This window comes from Rhizobium sp. BK316 (assembly GCF_014193695.1).
Taxonomy (GTDB): domain Bacteria; phylum Pseudomonadota; class Alphaproteobacteria; order Rhizobiales; family Rhizobiaceae; genus Rhizobium.
The window spans coordinates 1198675-1221953 of the sequence record NZ_JACHZR010000001.1; the positions used below are offsets into that span (position 1 = coordinate 1198675).

The window sequence follows — 23279 nt, forward strand, 5'->3', positions numbered from 1 at the left end:
AGCCGCACATGCAGGTTCTTATGCGGCCGCTGAAATCAACATGTGGGCGGGTCCCAGTACTCGTTATCCCTTCATTGGCAGTTTGCCGGAAGGGACGTCCCTGCATGTGTTTGGTTGCACAAAAAGGTTCAGGTGGTGCGACGTGGAAGGGGGTGGACGTCGGGGATGGGTGTCGGCGGCCTACATTGATGTCGCGTACGATACGCGGCGCGTCCGCGTGCCCATGTACGTGCGTGACGTGGACGCGCCGATGGTGCCGACAATTTCTTTCAATATCAGTACCTAGTCACTATTCGAGTTGTGACTTCTACGAAGACGTCGACACTTGGGACGATCTCGATTGGGAAACCGACGCGCCGCCGCCAGGCTGGGAACCTGATTGGGACGAGTAAAACTCCAACCGGATTAATTTCGCACCTGCTTAAGGTGCCGTTATCAGTGAGGGCAAGCCGTGTACGGGCGATACTCCATGCTCACCTGCGTCGTCTTCGCTGCCCTCACGCTCTTTCTTGTCAGGGCGACGGTCGCTTCGGATGTCAACGAACATTTGCAAACGATAGTCCAGCAATCGTCAATCCCTTAACGTCCGCCGAAAAAATGGCCCAGAAATTCGCAAAAAAAGCTTCCTACCCGTCACTATTACCCTCGCTGTTGCCGTGATCAGTTTTGCTTCTGCTCGCTCCCTCTTCAGCGGTCCGGACCAGCCACCCGAACTTTCCCAGCGGGTTGTTCTCGGTGCGATCGAAGAAACGGTCGTTGCCAGCGCGGTTCTGGAACCTGCACGTCTGGTCAATGTGGGCGCACAGGTTTCAGGTCAGCTCAAGGCGCTTCATGTGCAGCTTGGTAAAATGGTTCAGCAAGGCGATCTGATCGCCGAGGTGGATTCCACGCCGCAGACCAACGCGCTGCGTATCGCGAAAGCCGCGCTCGCCAATGTGAAAGCGCAACGTCGCGCGCGCGGCATCCAGCTTCGTCAAGCCGAGCAAACTTATCACCGACAGCGTGCACTGAATGCACAAAATGCTGTGTCTTCTGCCGATATGGAGACTGCGGAGGCGGCCTTCAATACGCTTCAGGCAGAGGTAGAGGCGCTCGACGCTCAAATCTCGCAGGCTTCGGTCGAGGTTGAAAATGCCGAGGTAAATCTCGGCTATACAAAAGTCCGCGCACCGATGGATGGCACTGTGGTCGCTGTCGTAACAAAGGCCGGCCAGACCTTGAACGCCGTTCAGGCGGCACCGACGATCGTCGTTCTCGCGCAGCTTGATATGATGCGCGTCAAGGTTCAGATCTCGGAAACGGACATTGGACGTGTTCGCCCAGATCAGGACGTCCGCTTCACGATCATGGGGAATCCGAACGATCCGGTTTCAGCAAGGCTCGAGCAAATAGAGCCGGCGCCGACCACGATCGCGACGGATTCCGGATCGGGAACAGGGACGTCTGCCACCCCGATCCAGGGCTCACAGGCTGTTTATTACAATGGCTTGTTCAGCACGCCCAACCCGGATGGCCGCTTACGCCCGATGATGACTGCCTCCGTCAGGATCGTAGTGGGAAAAGCTGAAAAAGTGCCTCTGGTGCCGTGGCCAGCGTTGACCGCTCGTGACGCGCAAGGGCGCTATCGTGTGCGCCTACGTCTGCCTTCCGGCGACACTGTCGAACGGCTTGTGGTCGCGGGATTGACCGACAAGATCAACGCCCAGGTCATTGATGGCCTGTCGATTGGCGACGAGGTCATTATTCCAGCCGACGGTGAAGTTTCAACTGATTCCGACGTGGTGTCGATGTGAGCGCGCTGATACAGATCGAAAATGTCTCCCGAGTTTTTAAGGCAGGAGATGAAACGGTTACCGCGCTGGACGGCGTCAGCCTCTCCATAGAAGCCGGGGAGCTTGTGGCAATCGTCGGCGCCAGCGGCTCGGGTAAATCGACGCTGATGAATATTCTCGGTTGTCTCGACCAACCGAGTTATGGCGAATATCGGGTCGGCGGGAAGAGCGTCTCGGGCCTGTCGGTCGATGAACTAGCCGCGCTGCGGCGGGAACATTTCGGCTTCATTTTTCAGCGCTACCATTTGCTTGGAACCTTGAGCGCGGCTGGGAACGTCGCCATGCCGGCGGTTTATGCCGGGCTGAATTCCAACGTCAGGCGTCAACGTGCAAAAGCGCTCCTTGGGCGCCTCGGCCTTGGTGAACGTCTCGACTATCGGCCGGGTCAGCTCTCGGGTGGCCAGCAGCAGCGGGTGTCCATCGCCCGCGCATTGATGAATGGTGGCGAAATCATCCTTGCCGACGAACCGACAGGAGCGCTCGATAGCGTCAACGGCGAAACCGTTCTTGAGATCTTAAAGGAACTGCATGCCGACGGCCACACGATCATAATGGTGACCCATGACATGCAGGTGGCCGCAAACGCCGACCGAATTATCGAAATACGCGATGGAAAGATTCTTTCAGATCGGCGCTTCAGAGAAAGACAGAACGGCACCGGCCCTCGTCCAGTCGATCGTAAGCAGCCGACCGGTCGGTTTGTCGGGTTCCAGCGTCGCCTGACGGATGCCGGGCCGATGGCACTTCGTTCCATGGCGGCGCACCGAATCCGAACTTTTCTCACTATGCTCGGGATCATCATCGGCATTGCAGCGGTGGTTTGTGTCGTCGGCCTTGGTGAAGGCTCGCGGCGAAAGGTGCTGGCGCAGATGAGCGAATTGGGTGCCAGCACACTATCCATCTACCCGGGCCGCGACTGGGGTGACGAGCGTGCGGCGAACATTACTACGCTTGTGATTGCCGACGCAGAGGCGCTGTCAGCCCAATCCTATGTTAGCGGGGTAACTCCGCTCATATATGCTTCGGTACGGGCACGTTCCGATCACGCTTCGCTCAACGCCAACGTCAACGGCGTCGGTCTTGATTACTTCGAGATCAACGGCATGACCTTGATTGCCGGCAACGGCTTTTCGGCCGAAAGCGCCGCAGGGCGCCGCCTTCAGGCGGTGCTCGACGATCGCACCGCTGCCGCACTATTTCCCAATGGGCAAAAGCAGTTGGGGCGGACTGTCCTGCTTGATCGGATGCCGGCTATGGTCGTTGGCGTGGTGAAGCGGCCTAGGAGCGCGGCAGGCGACAAGAGTTTGCAGATCTATGTCCCACATACAAGCGTGGCGGGCCGGGTATCAGGAACGGCTGCAAGTCTCGGCGGACTGACCGTTCGCGTCGCTGATGGTGTCGACACCGGTGTCGCTGAGCGCGCCATAGTGAGCCTGATGACCAGGCGACACGGGACGAAAGATTTCTTTGTCTTCAATAGCGACCAAATACGCAAGGCCATGGAGAAAACGTCGCGCACAATGGCACTTTTGATCTCCTGTGTCGCAGTGATTTCTCTAATAGTAGGAGGTATCGGTGTGATGAACATCATGCTCGTTTCTGTCACCGAACGAACGCGTGAGATCGGCTTACGCATGGCCGTCGGTGCCCGGCGTCTCGATATCATGTTGCAGTTTCTTATCGAAGCGGTGGCGATCTGCGTCGCAGGTTCGCTTATCGGTGCCGGGCTGGCATTCGTGATCGCTGCGGTCCTGGGCGGCGCTCAGGGAGAGATTCCGATGATCATATCGCTGAACTCGGTTCTGGGTTCCTCTGCAGTCGCCTTCCTTATCGGGTTGACCTTTGGCTTTTTGCCGGCCCGCAACGCCTCACGTCTCGATCCGGTCGACGCCCTTTCAAGAGAATGAGGAATGTTGAAAAATCTCCTTCCTTGGCGACGCCCGCTGTTTTGCGGACGACACAGATCTTTCGACGCCCTATGAACGGCCGGGCCTGAATTTACGCGGACCTTTTTGAGTGCTGAAGTCAATCCGGCACTTGACCAGGTTTGATCCGAGAGATCGCTCCTAGGGAGCTTGAGGAAACCTGCGATTCCGCGATCGCCAGTGGCCAGCGGATCGCGGTAGCTGGTGCACGACTTCGAGCAGCGCCCTTTCATCGCCGTGAACGCTAAGTGAGCCCGTCATGCACGGGTCGACTTAAGCATGCGCTTGCGACAGCCACGGTTGATCCTGCGCCCGTTCGGGGTTCTCGATGAGATGTGGTTTCAAAGCAGTTAAGTATTTGACGACGTGTTCGCGGTCCATCGGCTTGCTGAACAGATAACCTTGGAGTGTGGTACAGCCCATTTCCAGCAAGCACATTGCCTGTCTGTGGGTTTCCACACCTTCCGCGGTGACCTTCATTTTAAGCTTCTGCGCCAGATTGAGCACCAGGTCAACGATTGCGAGGCTCGATTCATCGTCAAGCATGGTATCGATAAAACTTTGGTCGATCTTGATGATATCGACGGGCAGGCTCCGCAAATGTGTCAGTGACGCATAGCCCGTCCCGAAGTCATCGAGCGCTACAGCCAGACCTTTTTTCCGCAAACGCTGCAGCGTTGTTGCGACGGTGTCTTCCAAGCCCTGCAGGAAGACTGTTTCAGTTACTTCAAGTACCAGCTTGTCCAGCGGGATGCCGCGCGACGCAAACGCAGCAACAATCCTCGTTTCCAGATCGCCCCTCATGAAGTCGGAGGCGCTGACATTCAGCCCGACCCGCCCGAAATCCAGCCCGCGGTCCATCCAGTTACGGATATCGGTCGCAACATGCTCCAGCATTCGCGTCGTGATGTGATGAGACACGCTCGAGTCCGTGAATGCCTCATGAAATTGCGCCGCCGACACGATTGAGCCGTCCGGGCGCTGCATTCTCACAAGCGCTTCAAACGCCCATACCTGACCGTCAGCACAACGAACGAGCGGCTGGTAGTGTGGCACCATCCGATGTTCCGTGAGTGCCTGTTCCACCTCCCGGACGATCTGAATGCGATGGGCGATCGTCGAACGCAGGCTGGGCTGATAGTGGATATAGCTGCCGCGCCGTGTTTCCTTGGCATGGTAGAGCGCAAAGTCCGCGTTTTGCGACAGTGTCGCCGCATCCATTTCACCTTCTGAAATCGCACCGCCCAAGGTTATCATCGGATTTATCGTCGACCCACCGACCTCCAGCGGGCGGCCTATATATTCGATCAGATGTCGCGCCAGTGAACGCATGCCCCGCGCGTTTGCGGGTGCTTCCAGGATGACGCAGAACTCGTCACCGCCGAGGCGAAATACCTTTCCACGCTTCCCGAGGCGCTCGTCCAGGCGTGACGCCACACCTTTCAACAGCAGGTCACCGGTTGCATGGCCGAGGGTGTCGTTGATTTGCTTCAAACGATCGACGTCGATCAGCAACAAACCGATGGAAGAGGCGTCCGCCGCTGCGAGTCTCTGCATATGCGCATTGTAGGCCGCCCGGTTTGCAAGGCCGGTAAGGGGATCGGCGTTTGCTGCCCGGAGCAGACGTTGCTCATAGCGCACTTTTTCGGAAACATCCTGAACGATGCCGAACAGACGTCTTGGCTCACCATGCAGGTTTTCGATATCGCTCACGACGCGAATCCATCGTTCCTCGCCTTCTGGCGTGACAATGCGATATTCTTTGTCAATGCCGGCGCCTGCGCCATTCAGGACGTCGCGGATCCTGCGCCTGACGCTGTCACGTTCTTCGGGAGCATAGCAGCCAATCACCTCCTCCGAAGTCATGCGTTTGCCGATCGGCAATCCCACGGTGCGGTATATCTGATCCGACCAGACGATCGCACCGGTGCTAAGGTCCATCTCAAAACCACCGACCTTGGCAGAGCGCTCGGTTTGTTCGAACCGCGCCTGCTTCAACTCCAGTTCACGTTGCTGCTCCTTCAGCAGGCTTTGCTGACGATGCTCCCGGACAAGGCCCATGACGACGCTCGCCAAACTATGGAGCTGTTCGAGATCCCGATCACTGAAGCGGCGGATCTTGGTGTCGAGGACACAAAAGCCGCCGTAACACGTCTCCCCTTCCGAAAGCGGAACCCCCGCATAGAACTGGACGGAACAGTCTCTGACGAAAGTGTTTCCGCAAAAACGGGAGTCTGTGCTGGCATCTTCAACGACGAGCGGAGAACCTGTTTCCACGACGTAGCCGCAAAAAGAATGCTCGCGCGGCGCCTCTTTCAAAGGAAAGCCTTGCCGGGCCTTGAACCATTGCCGATGCTCATCGACAAACGAAACCAACGCCATCGGCATATCGAACATGCTGCAGGCAAGACGTACGATAGCGTCGAATTCCGTCGTCGGCGGCGTATCGAGAATGCTTGCTTCGTAAAGAAGGTTCAGCCTCTCGTCTTCTGCCTGTGACATGTGACCTTACTCCTCGCAGTGCCGAGTGAGTGGGACCCTTCATGGATCGTAGAAGCGGACGAACTTGCCGCTGACGGGGTGTAAAATTGCATTATCTCATGGCCGAATATCGCACCGGGACGTTCGTAGGCGCCTTGCCACGAGCTTTCATACCGATCCAATTTCCTGTGATGATCAGAATTCTTCCCAATCAGATTTCAGTGCGACGGCTGCCGAGCCGCGTTGGGTGGATGTGGCGGACGAGCTACGAACGACTTTCAAAGCCGTCGGTGGAACAGGGTGGCGATCCGCCTGCGTAGACGAGGGCCTCGATCTCGAGGTATCGTCAAAACGGAACTGTTCAAGAAGCTCGAAGAGGGCTGCAGCCTCTCGTGCGAGGCCATGGCTGGCTGCGGTCTGCTCCTCGACCATCGCGGCGTTCTGCTGCGTTCCCTGATCGACGGTGTTGATGGCCTGGTTGATCCCGCCAAGTGCAGTCGATTGCTCGCGCGCCGCCTCCACGATCGCAGCCACGTTGGTGTTGATTTCGTGAACCTGACTGGCGATCTCCCGGAGCGCGGATCCGGCATTCGTGACAAGGCCGACGCCGTTTGCCACGTGGGAACCGGACGCCGTAATCAAGCTCTTGATCTCTTTGGCAGCTTTCGCGGACCGCTGAGCCAGTTCGCGAACCTCTTGGGCAACAACGGCAAAACCCTTGCCGGCCTCCCCTGCCCGTGCCGCCTCTACGCCGGCATTGAGCGCCAAAAGGTTCGTCTGGAAGGCAATTTCATCGATGACACCGATGATATTGGAAATTTCGCGCGACGAGGTTTCGATCTGGTCCATGGCTCCTATCGCGTCACGCACGACCTGGCCGGAATGCTCAGCGTGGTCTCTGGCGCGCGCCACGAGCCGACCGGCCTCCTCGGCACGCTGGCTCGAATCCTTGACCGTCGTTGTGATTTCCTCAAGGGCCGCCGCCGTCTCTTCGACGGATGCGGCTTGCTGCTCGGTGCGCTTTGCCAGATCGTCGGCTGCGGTGCGAATTTCATTGGAGCCGGCTGAAATCGCCTTGGCGTTTTGAGCCACCGTCGCCATTGCGCCCTTCAGCTTTTCTGAGGCGCTGTTGAAGTCGGTCCGCAGCCGTTCCAGCGAAGGAATGAAGGGCTTTTCGATCGTCTGCGACAGGTCCCCGTCGGCAAAATTGGTCAGGCAACGGGCAAGTTGCTCGACATTCTCGACGCGCCCCGTGACATCGGTCGCAAACTTCACGACCTTGAACACCCTGCCGTTCAGGTCGAAGATCGGGTTGTAGGAAGCCTGGATGAAAACCTTCCGGCCACCCTTGCCGACACGCATGAATTCGTCGGCGACGAACTGGCCACTTGAAAGCTTGCGCCAGAATTCCTTGTAAGCGTCCGACCTTGTGTAGTCTGTCTCACAGAACATCGAATGATGCTTGCCCTGGATCTCGGCAAGCGAATACCCGAGGGCGCTGAGGAAATTGTCGTTCGCGGTCAGCACTTCGCCCGCTGGCGTGAATTCGATGATCGCCTGTGCGCGGGACAACGCGTCGATCTTGCCCGCATCCTCGGCAGACTTCAGCTTCTGCGTCGTGATGTCTGTTGCAATCTTGATGACTTTGACTGGCTTTCCACGCCGGAACACGGGATTGTAGGACGCCTCGATCCAGACCTCGCGCCCGCCTTTTCCAATCCGCTTGTATTGCTGTTGATCGAATTTCCCGGCCGACAGCTTAGCCCAGAAAGCCTTGTATTCTGCCGAGGATGCATAGGCTGGCTCGACAAACATGCTGTGATGTTTTCCGACGATCTCCCTCAACTCGTAGCCAAGCGCCCTGCAGAAGTTTTCGTTAGCCGTGAGGATCTTGCCCGACAAGTCAAACTCGATCATTGCTTGCGAATTCGACAGAGCGGCAAGTACCGCGACAGCATTTCCACCACGATCAAGAATACTCACCCGCAATCCTCCACAGGTTTCACTGCTGCCGATCCAGTCACGCTATCAATATTCACACATGATCATTAACGCATATTTAATTATAAGATTGACGCGACAGAAGGGCGCAAGGCGCGTTCGATGATGACGCTCAAGCCGCCGACCTCATCCAGAAATACGAAGCCCGCATCGCCGCGCTGGGACGTCTTGTCGGCAAACAGGCGCTGACCGAACACCTTCCATACTTCATCAAGGATGATTTACAACAAACGCAGACTTTATTTGGCGCTTCATTATCTGGGACCCGCCGCAATCCGAGGATCAACACATCCGGAAGATTGGCAAAACAGCGGCGTGATCATTGTCCACCCTCAGGCGCGCACTCCAAAAAGGGGGCAACATTGCATGCTTAAACACAAACGAGCCGTTCGCATCGTGCTGGACAACGAAGCCAAGCATCCCTGCGCGATATCCGGATCATCAGCAGAGCCGACGTAACGACGTTTCGTATCACCATGCCTATCTGGATGTCGAAGTACCAGTACTTGCGCCCCTTGATGTTAGCCGAGGTGAACCGACCTTCCGGGGGAAAATCGGCCGTCCAAGCGGGTCGAGCGAGCGCTGACCCAGCTCGGCGGGCATCGCCCGATATGAGGTCGATGGACTTCAAAAGCTCGACTTCGGTGTTATACCGTTTTTCAAAAACAGTATAACGATCGAGAGGATAGGGTGCTAGCTTATCGCCTTGAACCGATACAAACCTACGACACCTCGATCCACTCTGTCGTTATCGGGACCAGGGATTGATCACTTCCAGCCCGGCAGCTTCGTAACTCCGTAGCGACTGGCCCCGCGCTGCTGCGAGAAGGTCCGCCTATCATGCCTCGAGGGAGCCCAACTGCGCCAAGGTCGTGGTCGAGTAGCTATGCCATTCGACCGATTGATCAAGGCCCTGACGGAAAGCCCGCTGCTCGCGGACAACGTGGAACAGCGTGCAGGAAAAGCTTACAAACTCTGACCGCAGTTATTCACGCACGATACGTTGGATCCTCAATCCGGTCCGGATCAAAAGGTCCTGACGCCATACACCTCATGTGCAGGGATAGGCAGCAGACGATAGGCCATTTCCGCCTTCAACTCCTCGTGGCGGGCGACCTCGTCGGGCGTCTTGTCCTTCTTAGCGCCCAGCGTGACGAACTCTTCCTTCACGTGCCCGGGCTTGATTACGGCTTCAGCGGTGCGACCACGATAGCTGAAGCGGAACACGTAAGGTCCGGGCGGATCGGTGATGATGTCCTTGCCGCCGATCGACTTGTCGACGGTCAGCCGTCTCTCGGTCAGCGCCCGGGTCACCATTTCCAGCGCGTCGCGTCCGCCGGGACCGGAAAACGCCGTCACAATTGTCACTTCGCGCCGTTCCGGCGGCGTGTCGGACAGTAGCGGAAACGCCGCCTGCATCGCCTTCAGCGCATGCGCCACGCCGCCGGGAAAACCGCCGCCGTGATAGGCGTTGATGCCGTCGAAGGTGAAGCTGATCGGGTGGCCGTTGTCGAGCACGGTAATGGCATTAGACATCTGCGAAGGCTTTCAGGTTGGGAACGAAGCTGTCGAGGAAAAGGGTCGTGGCCGGCATGAAATGCGAGCCGTGGTGGAACATCGGGTCGAGCGAGGAGAGGATCATCGTTCCCTTGGTCGAGACCTTGTCCTCGTAGAGGATCGCCCGGCCTTCACCGTCGCGGGCCAGCACCGTGGCGCCGACCGGCGGGACAAACCAGCCATGCAGGTGCCAGGTCGCCTGCCTGTCGCCGATGCCGGCCATCAGCGGATGGCTGGCCGCGGCCTCGGTGACGCGCACGCCGAGATCGGCGGCCGGATCGAGCCACCACCACCAATTCGTCGGCGTGCCGGTGTAGTCGACATGCGGCAGCCAAAGATCGGAACGGCTCTCGCCGAGCGCCACCACCGTGCCGCCGGCGGCCAGATGGCGCGCGAGCACGGGTTTCTGGGCGATCATGCGCTGCGCCGGCGTGCGGCACGGAACCCAGAGAATGTCGTCGGGACGCAGTATGTCGGCGAGATGTTCGGGCGCGCAGATGACGTCGAAGATCTGGGTGTAGCGCGGTCCTTCAAGGCTGCGGATGTTGTAATAGGTGCCGGACGATGGCGCGACGAAGCGCCGTCCCGTTCGGCTCGACACGCGCATGCCGCCATAGGTTTCGGGCGCGGCAAGCGGCAGCTCGGCCGCCGGCGACGAGGGTGCCGAGGGCCAGGGGTCAAGGCAGGGGCCGCCAAGCGTCCAGTCGATCATGCGCCGCGTCAGCTCGCCCGACAGGTTCCATTCGAGCCCCATCGAGCCGAGATCATTGCCGGCATGGGAAAAGATCCGCCCGCCCCTTGGCCGCTCCCAGACCCAGTCGACCGGCACCTGCGCCGCGCCGAGACCGTTGACCGCCACCGCGCCTTCGGGTGGCGGATTGCAGCCCCGGCCGTAAAAGCCCGCCACACCCTTGTTGGTCTCGATCTTCGCAAGCTCGATGCCGGAAAACAGCGGATGGGCGTTGACCGAGGAAAGGTCGAAATCGGCGCGCTTCGGCGCCTCGATCGGCCGGTACTGGCTCATGCCGTCGACCAGCGGCCGCACCATGTGGCCGTTGAAGAACCAGCGGCCGCCGGCATCGAGGAATGCGGCGAGCGCCTCGCGCATCAGCAGCATGGCGTTCTGGTCGAACTGGTTGCCGGTGATCAGGCCCTTGTGGGCCAGAAGCATGTCGGCGGTCAGCGCCGGCTGCTCGACGATCGTCACCAGACCCTCTACCGCGGCCGCCTTCACGGCCTCGGACGGGGCCTCATAGGTCGACTTCAGATAGATCGCGCTCATGCTGCCTCTATTCCGGCGAAAGCCGGCAGGATTGCCCGGCGCGTCTCGCCCGTCGGTCCGGTTACCTCCACCCAGCGCATCGCCACGCCGTAGAGCTCGGAGAGTTTGTCGGGCTCGATCATATCGGCGACGGTGCCGTGGACTTCGCGCCCGCCCGGCATCATCAGCAGCACGTCGTCGGCCGCCGCCAGCGCATGGTTTGGGTCGTGGGTGGTGAACAGGATCGCCTTGTCGCGGCGAAGCCGGAGCGAATTGAGGAGTTCCAGCGTGCGTGACTGGTTGCCGAGATCGAGCGCCGAGGTCGGCTCGTCGAAGATCAGGGCAGGCGAACCGGTGGCGATGGCGCGGGCGATCAGCACCATCTGCCTCTGGCCGCCGGACATGCGGTCGTAGCGAAGCTCGGCGAGATGGCTGGCGCCGACCTCGACCAGCGCCTTCTCGGCCGCCGCGCGGTCGTCCGCCGAGGGCTGGCCGAACAGGCCAAGCCTCGCCGCCCGACCCATGACGACGACGTCGAGCCCGGACAGCTTGGCCTGCGAGGCACCGTGCTGCGGCACATAGCCGGAGATTTTCGGCGCGCTGCGGCGACCCCTGGCCAGCGGCTGGAAACCAAGCAGGGCGCGCAGAAGCGTGGTCTTGCCGCGACCATTGGGACCGAGCACCGCCATCGAACGGTCGACCGGCACGGTGAAGCTGATGCCGGAAAACAGCGTGCGGGCGCCGAAGGAGACGGAGGCGTCTTCAAGGCCGATCATGTGCGGTTGGTCTCCTTGAAATGGCGGCGCAGCAGGTAACCAAACACCGGCGCGCCGACCAGCGCCGTCAGCACGCCGAGCGGGATTTCGGCCGCCGTCAGGGTGCGCGCCATGGTGTCGATCAGCGTCAGATAGGCGGCGCCGAGCAAGGCCGAGGCCGGGATCAGCGCACGGTGATCCTCGCCGACCAGGATGCGCGCGGCATGCGGCACGACGAGCCCGATCCAGCCGATGATGCCGGCTACCGCCACCGAGGTTCCGGTCATCAGCGAAATGGCGCCGAAGATATACCAGCGCTCGCGATCCGGATTGACGCCGAGCGACCGCGCCTCCTGCTCCTCGAGCGCCAGCAGGTTGAGCCGGTAACGCAACAGCCAGACGGCGAGGAGGCCAAGGCCCATGCCCGGCACGGCGAGCCACAGGCGTGGCCAGGTGGCGGTCGAAAACGAGCCCATCAGCCAGTAGACGATGGCCGGAAGAGAGGTGTTGGGGTCGGCGACGAACTGCACGACGGACACCAGGGCCGCGAACAGCGCGCCGACGATCATGCCGGCGAGGATCACCGTGATCACCTCGGTGCGGCCGTTGATGCGGGCGAGGAGCCCGACCAGGAACAGCGCCGACAGGCCGAGCAGGAAGGCCATGCCGAGCAGGACGAAGCCGGAATAGCCGAACAGGATGGCGAGCGCGCCGCCGAAGGCGGCACCCTGGCTGATGCCGAGCACCTGCGGCGAGACCAGCGGATTGCGGAACACGCCCTGCAGCGCCGCCCCGCCGACGGCGAGCGCCGCACCCGACAGCGCCGCCAGAAGCACGCGCGGCAGACGCACCAGCAGCACGATGCGCTCGTCCATCTGGGTCGGCGCGGCATCCGGGTTGAGGATCGCCGCCAGCAGGATCTCGCCGATCCGTGGCACGTCGACGGAAAAGCGCCCGGCGCCTATTGAAAACAGCATGGCGGCGATCAGCGCCAGCACCATCAGCCCGAACGCGCCGATCCTGAGGCCGATCAGGCTTCGGCGCCCGCTTTCCGTCGCCGCCATCGCCATCTTACTTCGCCTTGAACTGGGCGTAGTCGGTGGCATCGCCCTGCATGCCGACCCACAGGATGCCGTCGATGTCCTCGTCGGTCAGGTCGTAGTCGTAGAGCGTCTTGTAGGCCTCTTTCATCTCGCCGCGCAGGTCGTACTGGAAGATGTCGGGATGCATGAGATTGGCAAGCCACATCCAGGTCAGCGGGCTTTCCTGGTTCGGCGGGTCCCAGCGATAGCCGCCGAGCGGCATCTTGTAGACGCGCTTGTCCTGGGCGGCCTTGGTCAGCGACAGGATCGGGTCGTCATAGATCCGCCCAAGGCCGAGCTTGGCCTCGAAACTGTTGAGGAGAATGACGTCGGGGTTCCATTCGGCGATCTGTTCGGGGCTGATCGTCGTGCCCTGGCCCTCAAGATTGGCCGAGACGGAGACGGCGCCGGCCAGATTGACGTAGAAGGCGGCGTAGTTGCCCTTGTCGCCGGAGGCGGTCAGGCTTTCCAGCGCGCGGCCGAGATAGAGGATGCGCGGCTTCTTCTCGGCCGGAATGTCCTTCGACTTGGCTGCCATTTCAGCGGCCACCTGGTCGCGCCAGCCGTTGATCATCTGCGCGCGCTCGGGCTTGCCCATCGCGGTCGCCACCATCGCCTGGTACTGCTTGGTCTTCTCTTCCGAGCCGTAGGAGATCAAAAGCGCGGTCAGGCCGGCATTGACGATCGGGTCGACCAGGTCCGGGCCGCGATCGGCCCACTGGATTACCAGTTCGGGATTGGTGGTTGCCAGTTCCTCGACGTTCGGAATGAAGTTCGGCGCGGTGATGTCGGAGGGAATGTCCTTGGCCTCGGGGAAGATCTTGCCGAGCACGCCCTCGACGATCGCCGACTTGGCGGTCGGGTTCATGCCGACCAGCTTTGACGTTCCGCCGTCCATGGCGATGATGGTCGAGGCCATCGGAATCGGGATCGAGGCGATCCGCTCGACCGGCTTTGGCAGTGTGACGGTGCGCTTTTCATGATCGATGATGGTGATCGGATCGGCGGTTGCGGCGAGTGGCTGAGTGAAAACCAATGCAACTGTGATCGCGAGCTCGTTCCGTCTGAAAAGCATAAAAACCCCTCAAAAAATTCAGTGACGCACATCAATTCGTAAATATGATTTCTTTTGTCAAGATATTTGAGGTGCCTGTCATCACACGAGTGGTCGTCCCAAACATCGTGAATTGCTAGGGAGCTTCTGACAGCAACAACGTGGTCGCATCAGAGGCCTTTCGACCATGGAGATCAGAGAGGACTGTTTTGTACCTCAAATCCTCTTTCGGAAGAGGTCCCGATACCGATCCCGAGGCTATTGAATGAACAGGATCGAGCGTAGCAACCATGCCACGCCGAGTATTCTGATCTCAGGGATCTTGAAGGGAAGTCAACCAACGGCAGCCCTGCTGCTGTATCGAACGAAGTGAACAAGCCCGCGAAGAGCGCCAAACGGAATCTTCAAAAGCGCATCGCTTCCGCAGTCGAAGTGCTAAACGAAGATGATCTCGCGAGGATCGCTATCATGTTGGATGCATTGGCCGCTGCTCGATCGTAACCAAGCTCTGCAACCGATCAAAATGGCCGCATCCAGGCAGTTGATGGGATTGGAACCGACGGGCACGTAGTTTTGACCTTGGCCAAACATTCATCAGGGCAGCACCACAGGGCTATCTTATCTCTCGGCATACAGGAGTCGGCTGCCGAATATGATTTTCGTCTCAGGAAAAGAGGCTTGGCAGGTTTCGGCGACCGAGCTCGCAGCAGAACACTATGGAAGACTCATCACTCGGATGGACGAGGGCGGTTCGAAGTCTCTCCTACCTACGGCCAGCTTTCGATTGCGACCACGTGGAACACTTTAAAATTTCCGCTGGTCGAGAGTCGACCTGCCGTAGTCGCTTCATCTCGTCAAGAAATCACCATTGCACACCATGATCGCCAAAATCGCCGAATACGTGAGATGATGAGCCAGTTGATCGGCGCCATGCAGCATCCAAAATGTGCGCGTGTTGATAGGGTGCGGTCGACGATGACCGTAGATGGCCTTTATATGATCGATGAGGAAATGGACCAGAAACTCACCGGAGGTAATGGCCAATACCCACATCGGATCCGTAATTGACACCAAAAGGGCCGGCGCAGTGGCGACAGCGTGGATGCCGGCGTGGACATAGGCTCCAGGCTTCCTGAAGTTCCCTTTGCCGCTAATCATCCATTCGGGTTGCAGCACATAGTCAGCCACGAAATGCTTTAACTGCAACCAAATCAGCGTGGTGAGCAGCATGGTCAAGTCGCACCCCCTTCAACCCGGAACAGTTGGGTCGATCGTGTGTACGCGGACCGGCGCGATCTTCCCCCGTATCCGGACGCAGCCAAGAAGCCTTGCGTCAAGAAGGCCACGCGATCGTCGATGCGTTTCGTCGCTCAGCGCAATCTCCACGCCCTTGTCCTTGGCCACGCCAACGAGCCGGCTCGCCAAGTTGACGACGTCGCCGATCGCGGTATAGCTAAGGCGTTCGGTCGACCCGATATTGCCCACTAGCGCCACGCCGGTGTTGATACCGATCCGCACGCGAATCGCATCGTGCTTGGGTGCTATCGGCGTCATGGCATGCATCGCGTCGCGGATCGCCGCTGCGGCGCGGCAGGCGCGCAATGCGTGATCTAGCTCATCGCCAGGGGCATTCCAGATCGCCATTACCGCATCGCCGATGAATTTGTCTACCGTGCCGCCCTCGGCATGAATCGCTGCAATTGAAAGGGTCAAAAAGCGCGTCAGGCTTGGTTCAACGTCGGCACCGAGTTCTTCGGTGAGTTCCGTAAATCCCGGCAGATCGGCAAACAGCACCGTTATCTCCCTAAGTTCGCCCCCTGGACGCGGCGCGATACCGCCATCGACAAGGGGACGAACGACCTCGACCGGCATGAAGCGGGCAAACGCGGAAAGGCCGCTCGACATCCGCTTGAGAGCGGAGGAGAAATCGTCGAGTTCGGTCAACAGCGCCGGGCGATGCTCCACCGCGTCGAGTTCGAACCTCTCGATCAGGTGCAATTGTTCGGCAAGGCGCGAGAGCGGCCGGGCAAAGAGGATTCTGGCAAACAGGACCGCGGTCACGGCCGCAAGCGTGGCGATGCCGCCGATGATGAAGATCAGCCGCTTGGTACTGGCGTCGATATCACCGGCAAAGGTCGCCCGCGGTATCGCGGTGACCAGCCGCCAGTCCTCGAACGGCAACTTGCCCGATGATACAAAAACCGGCCCGAGCGCCTTGCTTGCCACCAGCGTCCTGAACCCCTCGGCCTTCTCGCGGCTCGCGGCCAGGGCGACTGCCACGGCCAGGGCGTCGGAGGCGGCGAAATCCTTAAGATGAGCAGCCACCATACCGTCGGATGGTTCGGACGTCGCCAGCACCGCATCGTCCCGCGCCAGAACGAAGGCCTTGCTGCCTTCCGGCATCTTGAGCCCTCTGAGGATGGCCGACAGACGATGCAGGCTGACCGCCACCATCACCACACCCTCGAAATGCCCGAAGACCTCGACCTTCTTCGAGACTACAATCGCCGGCTCGAAGCCGTTCGGAAGGATATTGACGAAACTCCAGGCCGCTTCCGCGCTGCTCCGGCCGAGTCTGTACCATGGCGAACCCTCCGGAACGTAGACGCTCTCGGCCTTCAGGCGATTTTCGAAGAAGATATCGCCGGGTATCGGCTTGTAGAGATCGCGGCGCAACGGGCGCGGCTTGCCCGGCGCTGCCTGGCCGATGTCCACCATTTCGATCTCGCCGTTCGGCAGAGCGTGCGCCCCGAAGAAACCGCCATCCGGGAAGCCGAAGCCAATCCAGGCGATCGCCGGCTGTTCACGCAGCAGCGACAAGAACAGAAACTCACGCTTCACCTCGTCGTCTGGCCTGATCGCCCCTTGAAAGAAGATCGATCTGACGATCTCGGCACTGCTCGAAACCAGAGCCAGGTTTGAAGCGAGCTCGTTGCTGACCGCAGCAGTGCTCTGAGCATCGAGGCTGGCGACCACCGTTTCGATGTTCTGGGTCGCAGCACGATACCAGACGAAATGAACGAGCGCCGCCGTCGACAAGACCGCAAACAGTAATAGTGCGGTGACCGCACGCGCCATTTTCATTCGTGGGAATGGTCTAGCGTTCATGGCGATCGGTAATCAGACGGGCGGCGCGGTCATAGCAGACATAGGCCAGCGCCCAGTCCACGAACACAACGGCGCGATTGCGGAAACCGACGAGAAACCAGAGATGGGCGATGTTCCAGACCAGCCAGGCGGAAAAACCCGAGAGCCGGATGCGCCGGAAATCGGCGACCGCCGCCTTGCGCCCGATGGTCGCCAGATTGCCGAAATCGCGATAGCCGAACGGGCCGATGGTCCGGCCATCGAGGCGGGCGAGAATGGCGCGGGCCACATGCTCGCCCATCTGCTTGGCGGCCGGCGCAACTCCCGGAACCAGCCTGCCGTTCTTGTCGGTGACCGCAGCGGTGTCGCCGATCACGAAGATATCGCTGCTGTCCGGTGGGTTGAGGTTCCCGTCTACATGGACACGGCCGGCGCGATCGGCCGGTACACCTAGCCATTTCGCCGCCCTCGAAGCCATGACGCCGGCCGCCCACAGCACGCAGGATGACCGGATCTGACCGCCGCCGGCAAGCCCGACGCCCTCGGCATCGCAGCGCGTAACCGCTTCCCCGAGCGACACTTCGACGCCAAGCATCTCCAGGTGTCGCCGGGCTTCCTCGGACAGCGCCAGTGGCATGGCCGGCAGGACGACATTGCCGGCTTCGACAAGCACCACGCGCGCCGACGACGGGTCGATGCGCCGAAAGTCACGGATGATGACCTTCCTTGCCAGTTCGGCGATGGCGCCCGCCAGTTCGACGCCTGTCGGGCCGCCGCCAACAACGACGAAGGTGAGAAACCGCTCCCACTCGGCCTCGTCCTCGGTTGCCTCGGCGCGCTCGAAGGCCGAGAGAATCCGGGCGCGGATTTCGGTCGCATCGGCGATCGTCTTCAGGCCGGGTGCGGTCTCTGCCCATTCTTCCTTTCCGAAATAGGCGTGCCTCGCCCCGGTGGCGACGACGAGATAGTCATAGGCGATGCGCCGGGCGGTGGTCTCGACGATCCGGCTCTCCTTGTCGATCCCCTCGACACGCTCCATCAGCACCCCGACATTGGATTGCCGGGAAAGAATGCGACGGATCGGCATGGCGATCTGCGCCGGCGAAAGCCCGGCCGTCGCCACCTGATAGAGCAGCGGCTGGAAAAGATGATAGTTGCGCTGATCGATGACCGTTATATCCACGTTCGCACGGCGGAGCCCCCTGGCGGCGGCGAGGCCGCCAAATCCGGCTCCAAGGATGACGACCCTCGGACGGCGAACCACCGCCTGACGTGCCTGCGGATCCATGAGGGGCGAACCGCCACGCGCTTCTTCGATCGCGGCGCGCATGGCTCAGCGCCCTCTCGGAAACAAGCGAGCCACCAGATAGTCGAGCGAAACGGTGCCGGCCCCGCGCGCCAGGATCAGCAGCAACGGCGCCGTCCAGAGCAAATGGTCCGGCCAGTTCTGCGGGTAGACGAGGAGCTGGATCGTCAAGATGACGCCAAGCAGCATGAGGGCGGCGGGGCGAGAGAACAGACCGAGAAAAATCAGAACCGAGCCGCTCACTTCGGCGGTCGTCGCGAGCACGGCGGCCACGCCGGGATCGATGACGGGCAGCTGGTATTCGAGCGTGAACAGCTGGATCGTCGCCGGCCAGGAGGCAAGCTTGCTCTGCGACGACTGCCAGAAGACCTGAGCGACCGCAAGGCGTGAGACGAGCTGCACGAGCGAGAGCGGCACACTGTTCAACCGCTCCAGAGCGGAGACATAGAACCCGGCAATGCCGCTTCTGTGGCGTGTCGAAGAAGGAGACATCATGGTCATGATTTCCATCCTGTTCAATGGGTTGCGAGCGTTATGTGGCGAATGCGGGTGACGAGGCCTTCTGCGAAGAGGCCGCCGAACGCACCGGCAAGATCGAAGCCGGGAGCACGGGCGAGGACGCGGCTGACGGCCACCTCCAGGCCTGCACGCCTTTTCAGCGCATGCAGGAAAGCGAAATGCCCCGCATCGAGGCGCAGGAACCGCATGCTCTCGTTGCAGCGCCAGAGCGCGATCCGCTCCGGCCTGCGGCTCAGCTTCGCCAGGGCTTCGACATTTCCGCCGGCTTGATGTACCGACCATATTTCCAGCGCTGGCCAACGGCAGACGAGCAGGCGCAGCGAGGGCTGAAGAAAAAGCTCAGGAGCGGTATCGGCTTCGCCGTCACCCAATTGCTCCAGGCTGCAGCCAGGCAGCGCCGGCGCGTCGAGCGCCTCGGCGATCATCCATTCCAGCCGCGCCGTCTCGGCAATGAAGGGCATGGAGCGGATGTCTTCGAAGACTGCCAGAAAGCGGGAAAAATTGCCGCCATAGCGGACAAGCCGCGCCTCCTGCGGCGGATTGTTGCGGATGAAAACGCCGGCAGCGTAGCGAAAGTAGTCCTCGCCCAAAAGCCTCAGCGTGACCGGAAAGACCGCGATCAAGGTCGCCGTTAGCGAGGCGAACGTATTGTTGCGATAGATGTTGAACCGACGCAAAGGGTCAAAAGCCCCTTTCGCCAGTACTGGCGCGAGATCACCGCCATCGTTGCGGAGGATGGCTTGGGCGATCCTCGACTGCAGGGCGCAACTAGAGAGCATGGCCAATCCTCCTTGCGCCGGAATGGTTGGCGAAGACGGACGGCTTGATCGTCGCAAGCGCGGCGAGCGCCGGCATCGGTCCCTTCGGACTGTCGGGCCGCAGGGGCAGGATCATGCCCTCAAAGCGGCTCGTCGGGGGTGCCGGCCTTTCCGCCAGCATCCGGTCTTCGAAGGCAATCGATTGCGCCAGCATATCGGCCCACATGGCTTCGCCGAGCAGGACGTCGAGGGTGGGCACATCCGTGTCCCATTCGATGAGCGTCGGACGCGGGCCGATCTTGCGGATCACATAGGCATAGAGCGACCAAACCGCCGGCGGAACGCGCGAACCGTGGTCGTCGATCAGCACGATATCGCCTTCGACCTCGTTGACCGCGTGCCCCGCAAGATGAATCTCGCCGATGGCGCGCGCGGGGAGCTGGTCGATGAAGGCCTTGGCGTCGAAGCCGAGATTAGAGGCCGAGACATAGACATTGTTGACGTCGAGGAGCAAGCCACAACCGGTCAGGCGCACGAGTTCGGTGAGGAATTCCGCCTCGGTCATCGTCGATCCCTCGAAGGCGACATAGGCAGAGAGGTTTTCGATATAGACGCGCCGCTGGAGCGTATCCTGCAGGCGCGAGACATTGGCGGCGACGATGCCGAGCGCCTCGGCATCGTAACACAGCGGCAGAAGATCATTCAGATAGGCGCCATCGGCGGCGCTCCAGGCGAGATGCTCGGACACTAGGCTTGGCTGGAAGCGCAGGCAGAGCTTTCGCATGCGCTCAAGATGATCGCGGTCGAGGCCGGAGTAGCTCCCGAGTGAAAGGCCGACGCCATGAATAGACAAGGGATAGCTTTCCCGCAGCCGCTCGAGCGCGTCGACGGCCGCAGAGTCGCCCATGTAGTTTTCCGCGTGGACTTCAAGCCATCCCGCCGACGGGCGGCGAGACAGCATTTCGCCGATATGCTGGGAGCGAAGACCGATGCCCGCCGCGGTTGGCACCGGATTGCTCGGAAATATCTTGGACATCGATGACTCCTTTGGTTGAAGCAGAGAAAGGTCAGGCCTTGGGTTCGTTACTTCCGCCGGTGATCTTGGTGCAGGTCCCGGCCGGCACATAGATCCACGAGTCCTTGGCGTTGTCAGCGGTGGACGTACCGGCGCAGGAGTGGCTGGCCGTCTGGCAGTCGTTCAGGCCGGCCTTGACAACGCCGAAGCACTTTTCAAACGAGAAATCCGGCTTGGCAGTCGGGCCGGCAAAGGCGCTGCCTGCTGCCACGGAGGCGGCGGCGGCAAGGGCCGAGCTGATGAGAAGACGGGTGGCATTCATGAGAAATCTCCTGGGTTGTTGCGTGAGGTCAAACCGTCATCGGCTCGACTGTCCTGAGCTTCCCAGAAGCGAGCCTTCACCTGAAATGCTGTCTCTGCATGGTTTCGATACGCCGCCTCTATGCGTCGACAGTTGGCGACAAGAAGAAGCCCTCCGCAGCTGAACGGAGGGCTCAAGGTGGGCATTTGCGGCGGGAGGCAGAATTTGTGCAAATGCCAAAGGGATCAGAGATAGCGCTCGCGGATGTCCACCGTCGAACGTTTGCCGATGTCCTGATAATTGACCTGCAGCCATAGGTCGGCGCATTGCCGGCCGCGATCCCTCAAGTCCACGAGCGCGCCCCAGTCGGCATTCAGCTTGCTCGAAACACTGAGGTTTTTCATCGTCTCGTCATCGGAGATACCGTGCACGAAAATCCGCTTCAGATTGGGCGGCGGTTCCGGCGCCGCGTCGATCAGCTGCGTGACGAACGCCACCGCGCGCATCTCTCTTAGCAGCGATGAATTGAAGCTTATCTCGTTGATACGGTTCAGGATTTCTCCAGCCGTGCGCGGCAGGTCCGCTCGCTCGATCGGATTGATGTGGACCACGATGACATCGGGGGTGTTGCAGCCATAGATCAGCGGAAAGATGGCGGGATTTCCCATATAACCGCCATCCCAATAGGCTTCTCCGTCGATCTCAACCGCTTGGAACAGGAAAGGCAGGCAGGCGGATGCCATAACGGCATCGATAGACAATTCGTCATTGCCGAACACCTTGACCTTGCCGGTCCGCACGTTGGTGGCGCAGACGCTGAGCTTGACGGGGCAGCGCGCCATCCGGATCGCCTCGAGATCGATCGACTGTTCCAGTACCCGGCGCAGCGGGTTGAAGTTGAACGGGTTGAACTGGTAGGGCGACATCAACCGGGTGACCAGGTCGAACATGATGAATGCCGGCGAGAACTCAAGCGATTTCGAGCCGGTAAGGCGATCGAGCAAGCTCGGCTGCAAAGGTCCGGATGCGGCCGCGTGGCTGACGCGGCGCCAGAAATTGGCGAGCGCCGTCTGCGCCCCGCTTCGACCGCCCTCGGCCAGACCGTAAGCCATGACCGCGGCATTCATCGCGCCGGCGCTGGTCGCCACAATGCCTTCAAATGAAAGGCTGGGCTCCTCCAGCAGCCGATCGAGCACACCCCAGGTGAAGGCGCCGTGCGCACCGCCGCCCTGAAGGGCGAGATTGATCGTCCGGGGCTCGCGCTTGGCGGCCGAAGATTCGAGCTGCATTCCGGGCCGTGTTCCTACATGCTTATTCATGATTGCCACCCTTTTCTCGAATGATGGGTTCAGTGCGCGGTCCAGCCGCCATCGACAGGGATCGCTGTGCCCGTAATCGATCCGGCAAGATCGCCGCAGAGGAAGACAGCAAGCGCGCCCATTTCTTCAACGGTGGCAAACCGCCTCGTCGGCTGGTCTTTCAGGAAGACCTCTCGGATCACCGCATCCCGCGCGATGTTATGCGACTTCGCCTGATCTTCGATCTGATGTTCGACAAGCGGCGTCCAGACATAGCCGGGGCAGATCGCGTTGCATGTCACCCCATATTCCGCCCCTTCGAGCGCGATCGTCTTCGTGAAGCCGACAATGCCGTGTTTGGCCGCCACATAGGCGGATTTGAAGGGTGACGCGATCAATCCATGGGCCGAGGCAATGTTGACGATCCGGCCATAGCGCCTAGCGCACATGTTGTCGAACGTTGCCCGGACGAGATGAAAGGCGGAAGAGAGATTGATGGCAAGGATGGCGTCCCACTTTTCCGTGGGAAACTTGCCGACCGGCGAAACATGCTGGATTCCAGCATTGTTGACGACAATATCTACCTGCCCAAATCGCGCCACCGCCCTCTCGACCATCATGCGGATGGCTTCCGGCTTCGTCATGTCAGCGGCATCATAGGCGACGTCGACATCGTTATCGGCGGCAATGCCGGCGCGCAGCATTTCGATCTCGGCCGGGTCGCCAAAACCGTTCAGCATGACGGCGGCCCCCGCCCTCGCAAGCGCTTGTGCAATGCCGAGGCCGATCCCGCTGGTCGAGCCGGTGACGATGGCGCTGCGCCCCTCCAAGGGCTTGCGGCCGACGAGAGTATCAGTTTCGGGATCAAAGGCGTTCAGCATAGCTCTCTCCACTACGATCGACTACGCCGTCTGGCGCGTTCTGTAATCACAGTGAATGACGGACCTTCGCTTTAGAAATGCCGGTCTGCTATGGAATTGATAAATCCATGGCATTGGAGGAGAATGCCGCCCGCGGAGAATATGAGGGCATCGCAAATCGAGTTCA

At 60.5% G+C, this 23279-nt stretch carries 19 protein-coding genes and 2 pseudogenes; 4 read left to right on the forward strand and 17 right to left on the reverse strand.

Going from position 1 to position 23279, the window contains the following annotated elements; all coding sequences use genetic code 11:
• The first annotated feature begins 40 nt into the window (after nt 1-40).
• From FHT87_RS31110 to FHT87_RS05365, 3 genes are all read left to right on the forward strand, one after another.
• Nucleotides 41-286, forward strand: a complete 246-nt coding sequence (locus tag FHT87_RS31110; RefSeq protein WP_246698075.1) for an SH3 domain-containing protein — start codon at nt 41-43, stop codon at nt 284-286.
• 370 nt (nt 287-656) lie between these two features.
• Nucleotides 657-1793, forward strand: a complete 1137-nt coding sequence (locus tag FHT87_RS05360) for an efflux RND transporter periplasmic adaptor subunit (RefSeq protein ID WP_348649351.1) — start codon at nt 657-659, stop codon at nt 1791-1793.
• On the forward strand, nt 1790-3739 hold the full coding sequence (locus tag FHT87_RS05365) for a MacB family efflux pump subunit (protein WP_183800063.1): 1950 nt from the start codon (nt 1790-1792) through the stop codon (nt 3737-3739). The genes FHT87_RS05360 and FHT87_RS05365 overlap by 4 nt, the downstream gene beginning before the upstream one ends.
• 291 nt (nt 3740-4030) lie before the next feature.
• Here FHT87_RS05365 and FHT87_RS05370 read toward each other — a convergent pair whose 3' ends face one another.
• Nucleotides 4031-6259 carry an EAL domain-containing protein gene (locus FHT87_RS05370; RefSeq protein WP_183800066.1) on the reverse strand — a complete coding sequence of 743 codons (2229 nt, stop codon included), beginning with the start codon at nt 6257-6259 and terminating at the stop codon, nt 4031-4033.
• A 174-nt stretch (nt 6260-6433) separates the two neighbouring features.
• Nucleotides 6434-8221 carry a PAS domain-containing methyl-accepting chemotaxis protein gene (locus tag FHT87_RS05375; RefSeq protein WP_183726093.1) on the reverse strand — a complete coding sequence of 596 codons (1788 nt, stop codon included), beginning with the start codon at nt 8219-8221 and terminating at the stop codon, nt 6434-6436.
• A gap of 110 nt (nt 8222-8331) precedes the next feature.
• Here FHT87_RS05375 and FHT87_RS31115 point away from each other — a divergent pair.
• Nucleotides 8332-8427, forward strand: a pseudogene (locus FHT87_RS31115) (helix-turn-helix domain-containing protein); the annotation flags it as partial.
• Nucleotides 8428-8661: 234 nt separating this feature from the next.
• On the opposite strand, the pseudogene FHT87_RS31120 reads toward FHT87_RS31115, so the two are convergent.
• From FHT87_RS31120 to FHT87_RS05445, 15 genes and pseudogenes are all read right to left on the reverse strand, one after another.
• A pseudogene (locus FHT87_RS31120) lies at nt 8662-8861 on the reverse strand (hypothetical protein); the annotation flags it as partial.
• A gap of 404 nt (nt 8862-9265) precedes the next feature.
• The gene (locus FHT87_RS05380; RefSeq protein WP_183800070.1) at nt 9266-9775 is read right to left on the reverse strand and encodes a hypothetical protein; all 510 of its coding nucleotides are present in this window, start codon (nt 9773-9775) and stop codon (nt 9266-9268) included.
• Complete coding sequence (locus tag FHT87_RS05385) at nt 9768-11078, reverse strand: hypothetical protein (protein ID WP_183800073.1); 1311 nt, start codon at nt 11076-11078, stop codon at nt 9768-9770. Before FHT87_RS05385 ends, FHT87_RS05380 begins: the two co-directional genes overlap by 8 nt.
• The gene (locus FHT87_RS05390; protein ID WP_183800076.1) at nt 11075-11833 is read right to left on the reverse strand and encodes an ABC transporter ATP-binding protein; all 759 of its coding nucleotides are present in this window, start codon (nt 11831-11833) and stop codon (nt 11075-11077) included. Before FHT87_RS05390 ends, FHT87_RS05385 begins: the two co-directional genes overlap by 4 nt.
• The gene (locus FHT87_RS05395) at nt 11830-12882 is read right to left on the reverse strand and encodes an iron ABC transporter permease (protein ID WP_183800079.1); all 1053 of its coding nucleotides are present in this window, start codon (nt 12880-12882) and stop codon (nt 11830-11832) included. The genes FHT87_RS05390 and FHT87_RS05395 overlap by 4 nt, the downstream gene beginning before the upstream one ends.
• 1 nt (nt 12883) lies before the next feature.
• A complete protein-coding gene (locus FHT87_RS05400) occupies nt 12884-13969 on the reverse strand; it encodes an ABC transporter substrate-binding protein (RefSeq protein ID WP_183800081.1) in 1086 nt (361 codons plus the stop codon).
• Nucleotides 13970-14794: 825 nt separating this feature from the next.
• The gene (locus tag FHT87_RS05405) at nt 14795-15178 is read right to left on the reverse strand and encodes a DUF3307 domain-containing protein (RefSeq protein WP_183727241.1); all 384 of its coding nucleotides are present in this window, start codon (nt 15176-15178) and stop codon (nt 14795-14797) included.
• Between the two features lie 18 nt (nt 15179-15196).
• Nucleotides 15197-17056 carry an adenylate/guanylate cyclase domain-containing protein gene (locus FHT87_RS05410; protein ID WP_183800084.1) on the reverse strand — a complete coding sequence of 620 codons (1860 nt, stop codon included), beginning with the start codon at nt 17054-17056 and terminating at the stop codon, nt 15197-15199.
• Complete coding sequence (locus FHT87_RS05415; RefSeq protein ID WP_183800086.1) at nt 17046-18365, reverse strand: NAD(P)/FAD-dependent oxidoreductase; 1320 nt, start codon at nt 18363-18365, stop codon at nt 17046-17048. Before FHT87_RS05415 ends, FHT87_RS05410 begins: the two co-directional genes overlap by 11 nt.
• A 3-nt stretch (nt 18366-18368) precedes the next feature.
• Nucleotides 18369-18842, reverse strand: a complete 474-nt coding sequence (locus tag FHT87_RS05420; protein ID WP_183800089.1) for a DoxX family protein — start codon at nt 18840-18842, stop codon at nt 18369-18371.
• Between the two features lie 14 nt (nt 18843-18856).
• Nucleotides 18857-19639, reverse strand: coding sequence for a putative DNA-binding domain-containing protein (locus tag FHT87_RS05425; RefSeq protein ID WP_183726109.1), 783 nt, complete (start codon nt 19637-19639; stop codon nt 18857-18859).
• Nucleotides 19629-20654: a DUF692 domain-containing protein gene (locus FHT87_RS05430; protein WP_183726111.1), complete on the reverse strand. Its 1026-nt coding sequence runs from the start codon at nt 20652-20654 to the stop codon at nt 19629-19631. Before FHT87_RS05430 ends, FHT87_RS05425 begins: the two co-directional genes overlap by 11 nt.
• Before the next feature lie 31 nt (nt 20655-20685).
• On the reverse strand, nt 20686-20955 hold the full coding sequence (locus FHT87_RS05435) for a DUF2282 domain-containing protein (RefSeq protein WP_183726113.1): 270 nt from the start codon (nt 20953-20955) through the stop codon (nt 20686-20688).
• Nucleotides 20956-21179: 224 nt separating this feature from the next.
• Entirely contained in the window at nt 21180-22223 is a 1044-nt protein-coding gene (locus tag FHT87_RS05440) for a patatin-like phospholipase family protein (protein WP_246698034.1), read from the reverse strand.
• Between the two features lie 59 nt (nt 22224-22282).
• Nucleotides 22283-23113 (reverse strand): 3-hydroxybutyrate dehydrogenase, encoded by an 831-nt coding sequence (locus FHT87_RS05445; RefSeq protein WP_183726117.1) that lies wholly within the window; start codon nt 23111-23113, stop codon nt 22283-22285.
• Between the last annotated feature and the right edge of the window lie 166 nt (nt 23114-23279).

Bases quoted from the DNA above. Each gene is read 5' to 3' on its own strand.
- FHT87_RS05415 (WP_183800086.1), bottom strand. From the start codon at position 18,365: ATGCGCGCCGCGATCGAAGAAGCGCGTGGCGGTTCGCCCCTCATGGAT.
- FHT87_RS05395 (WP_183800079.1), bottom strand. From the start codon at position 12,882: ATGGCGATGGCGGCGACGGAAAGCGGGCGCCGAAGCCTGATCGGCCTC.
- FHT87_RS05425 (WP_183726109.1), bottom strand. From the start codon at position 19,639: ATGCTCTCTAGTTGCGCCCTGCAGTCGAGGATCGCCCAAGCCATCCTC.
- FHT87_RS05380 (WP_183800070.1), bottom strand. From the start codon at position 9,775: ATGTCTAATGCCATTACCGTGCTCGACAACGGCCACCCGATCAGCTTC.
- FHT87_RS05410 (WP_183800084.1), bottom strand. From the start codon at position 17,056: ATGAACGCTAGACCATTCCCACGAATGAAAATGGCGCGTGCGGTCACC.
- FHT87_RS05405 (WP_183727241.1), bottom strand. From the start codon at position 15,178: ATGCTGCTCACCACGCTGATTTGGTTGCAGTTAAAGCATTTCGTGGCT.
- FHT87_RS05440 (WP_246698034.1), bottom strand. From the start codon at position 22,223: ATGCAGCTCGAATCTTCGGCCGCCAAGCGCGAGCCCCGGACGATCAAT.
- FHT87_RS05435 (WP_183726113.1), bottom strand. From the start codon at position 20,955: ATGAATGCCACCCGTCTTCTCATCAGCTCGGCCCTTGCCGCCGCCGCC.
- FHT87_RS05400 (WP_183800081.1), bottom strand. From the start codon at position 13,969: ATGCTTTTCAGACGGAACGAGCTCGCGATCACAGTTGCATTGGTTTTC.
- FHT87_RS05370 (WP_183800066.1), bottom strand. From the start codon at position 6,259: ATGTCACAGGCAGAAGACGAGAGGCTGAACCTTCTTTACGAAGCAAGC.
- FHT87_RS05445 (WP_183726117.1), bottom strand. From the start codon at position 23,113: ATGCTGAACGCCTTTGATCCCGAAACTGATACTCTCGTCGGCCGCAAG.
- FHT87_RS05390 (WP_183800076.1), bottom strand. From the start codon at position 11,833: ATGATCGGCCTTGAAGACGCCTCCGTCTCCTTCGGCGCCCGCACGCTG.
- FHT87_RS05385 (WP_183800073.1), bottom strand. From the start codon at position 11,078: ATGAGCGCGATCTATCTGAAGTCGACCTATGAGGCCCCGTCCGAGGCC.
- FHT87_RS05430 (WP_183726111.1), bottom strand. From the start codon at position 20,654: ATGTCCAAGATATTTCCGAGCAATCCGGTGCCAACCGCGGCGGGCATC.
- FHT87_RS05420 (WP_183800089.1), bottom strand. From the start codon at position 18,842: ATGACCATGATGTCTCCTTCTTCGACACGCCACAGAAGCGGCATTGCC.
- FHT87_RS31110 (WP_246698075.1), top strand. From the start codon at position 41: ATGTGGGCGGGTCCCAGTACTCGTTATCCCTTCATTGGCAGTTTGCCG.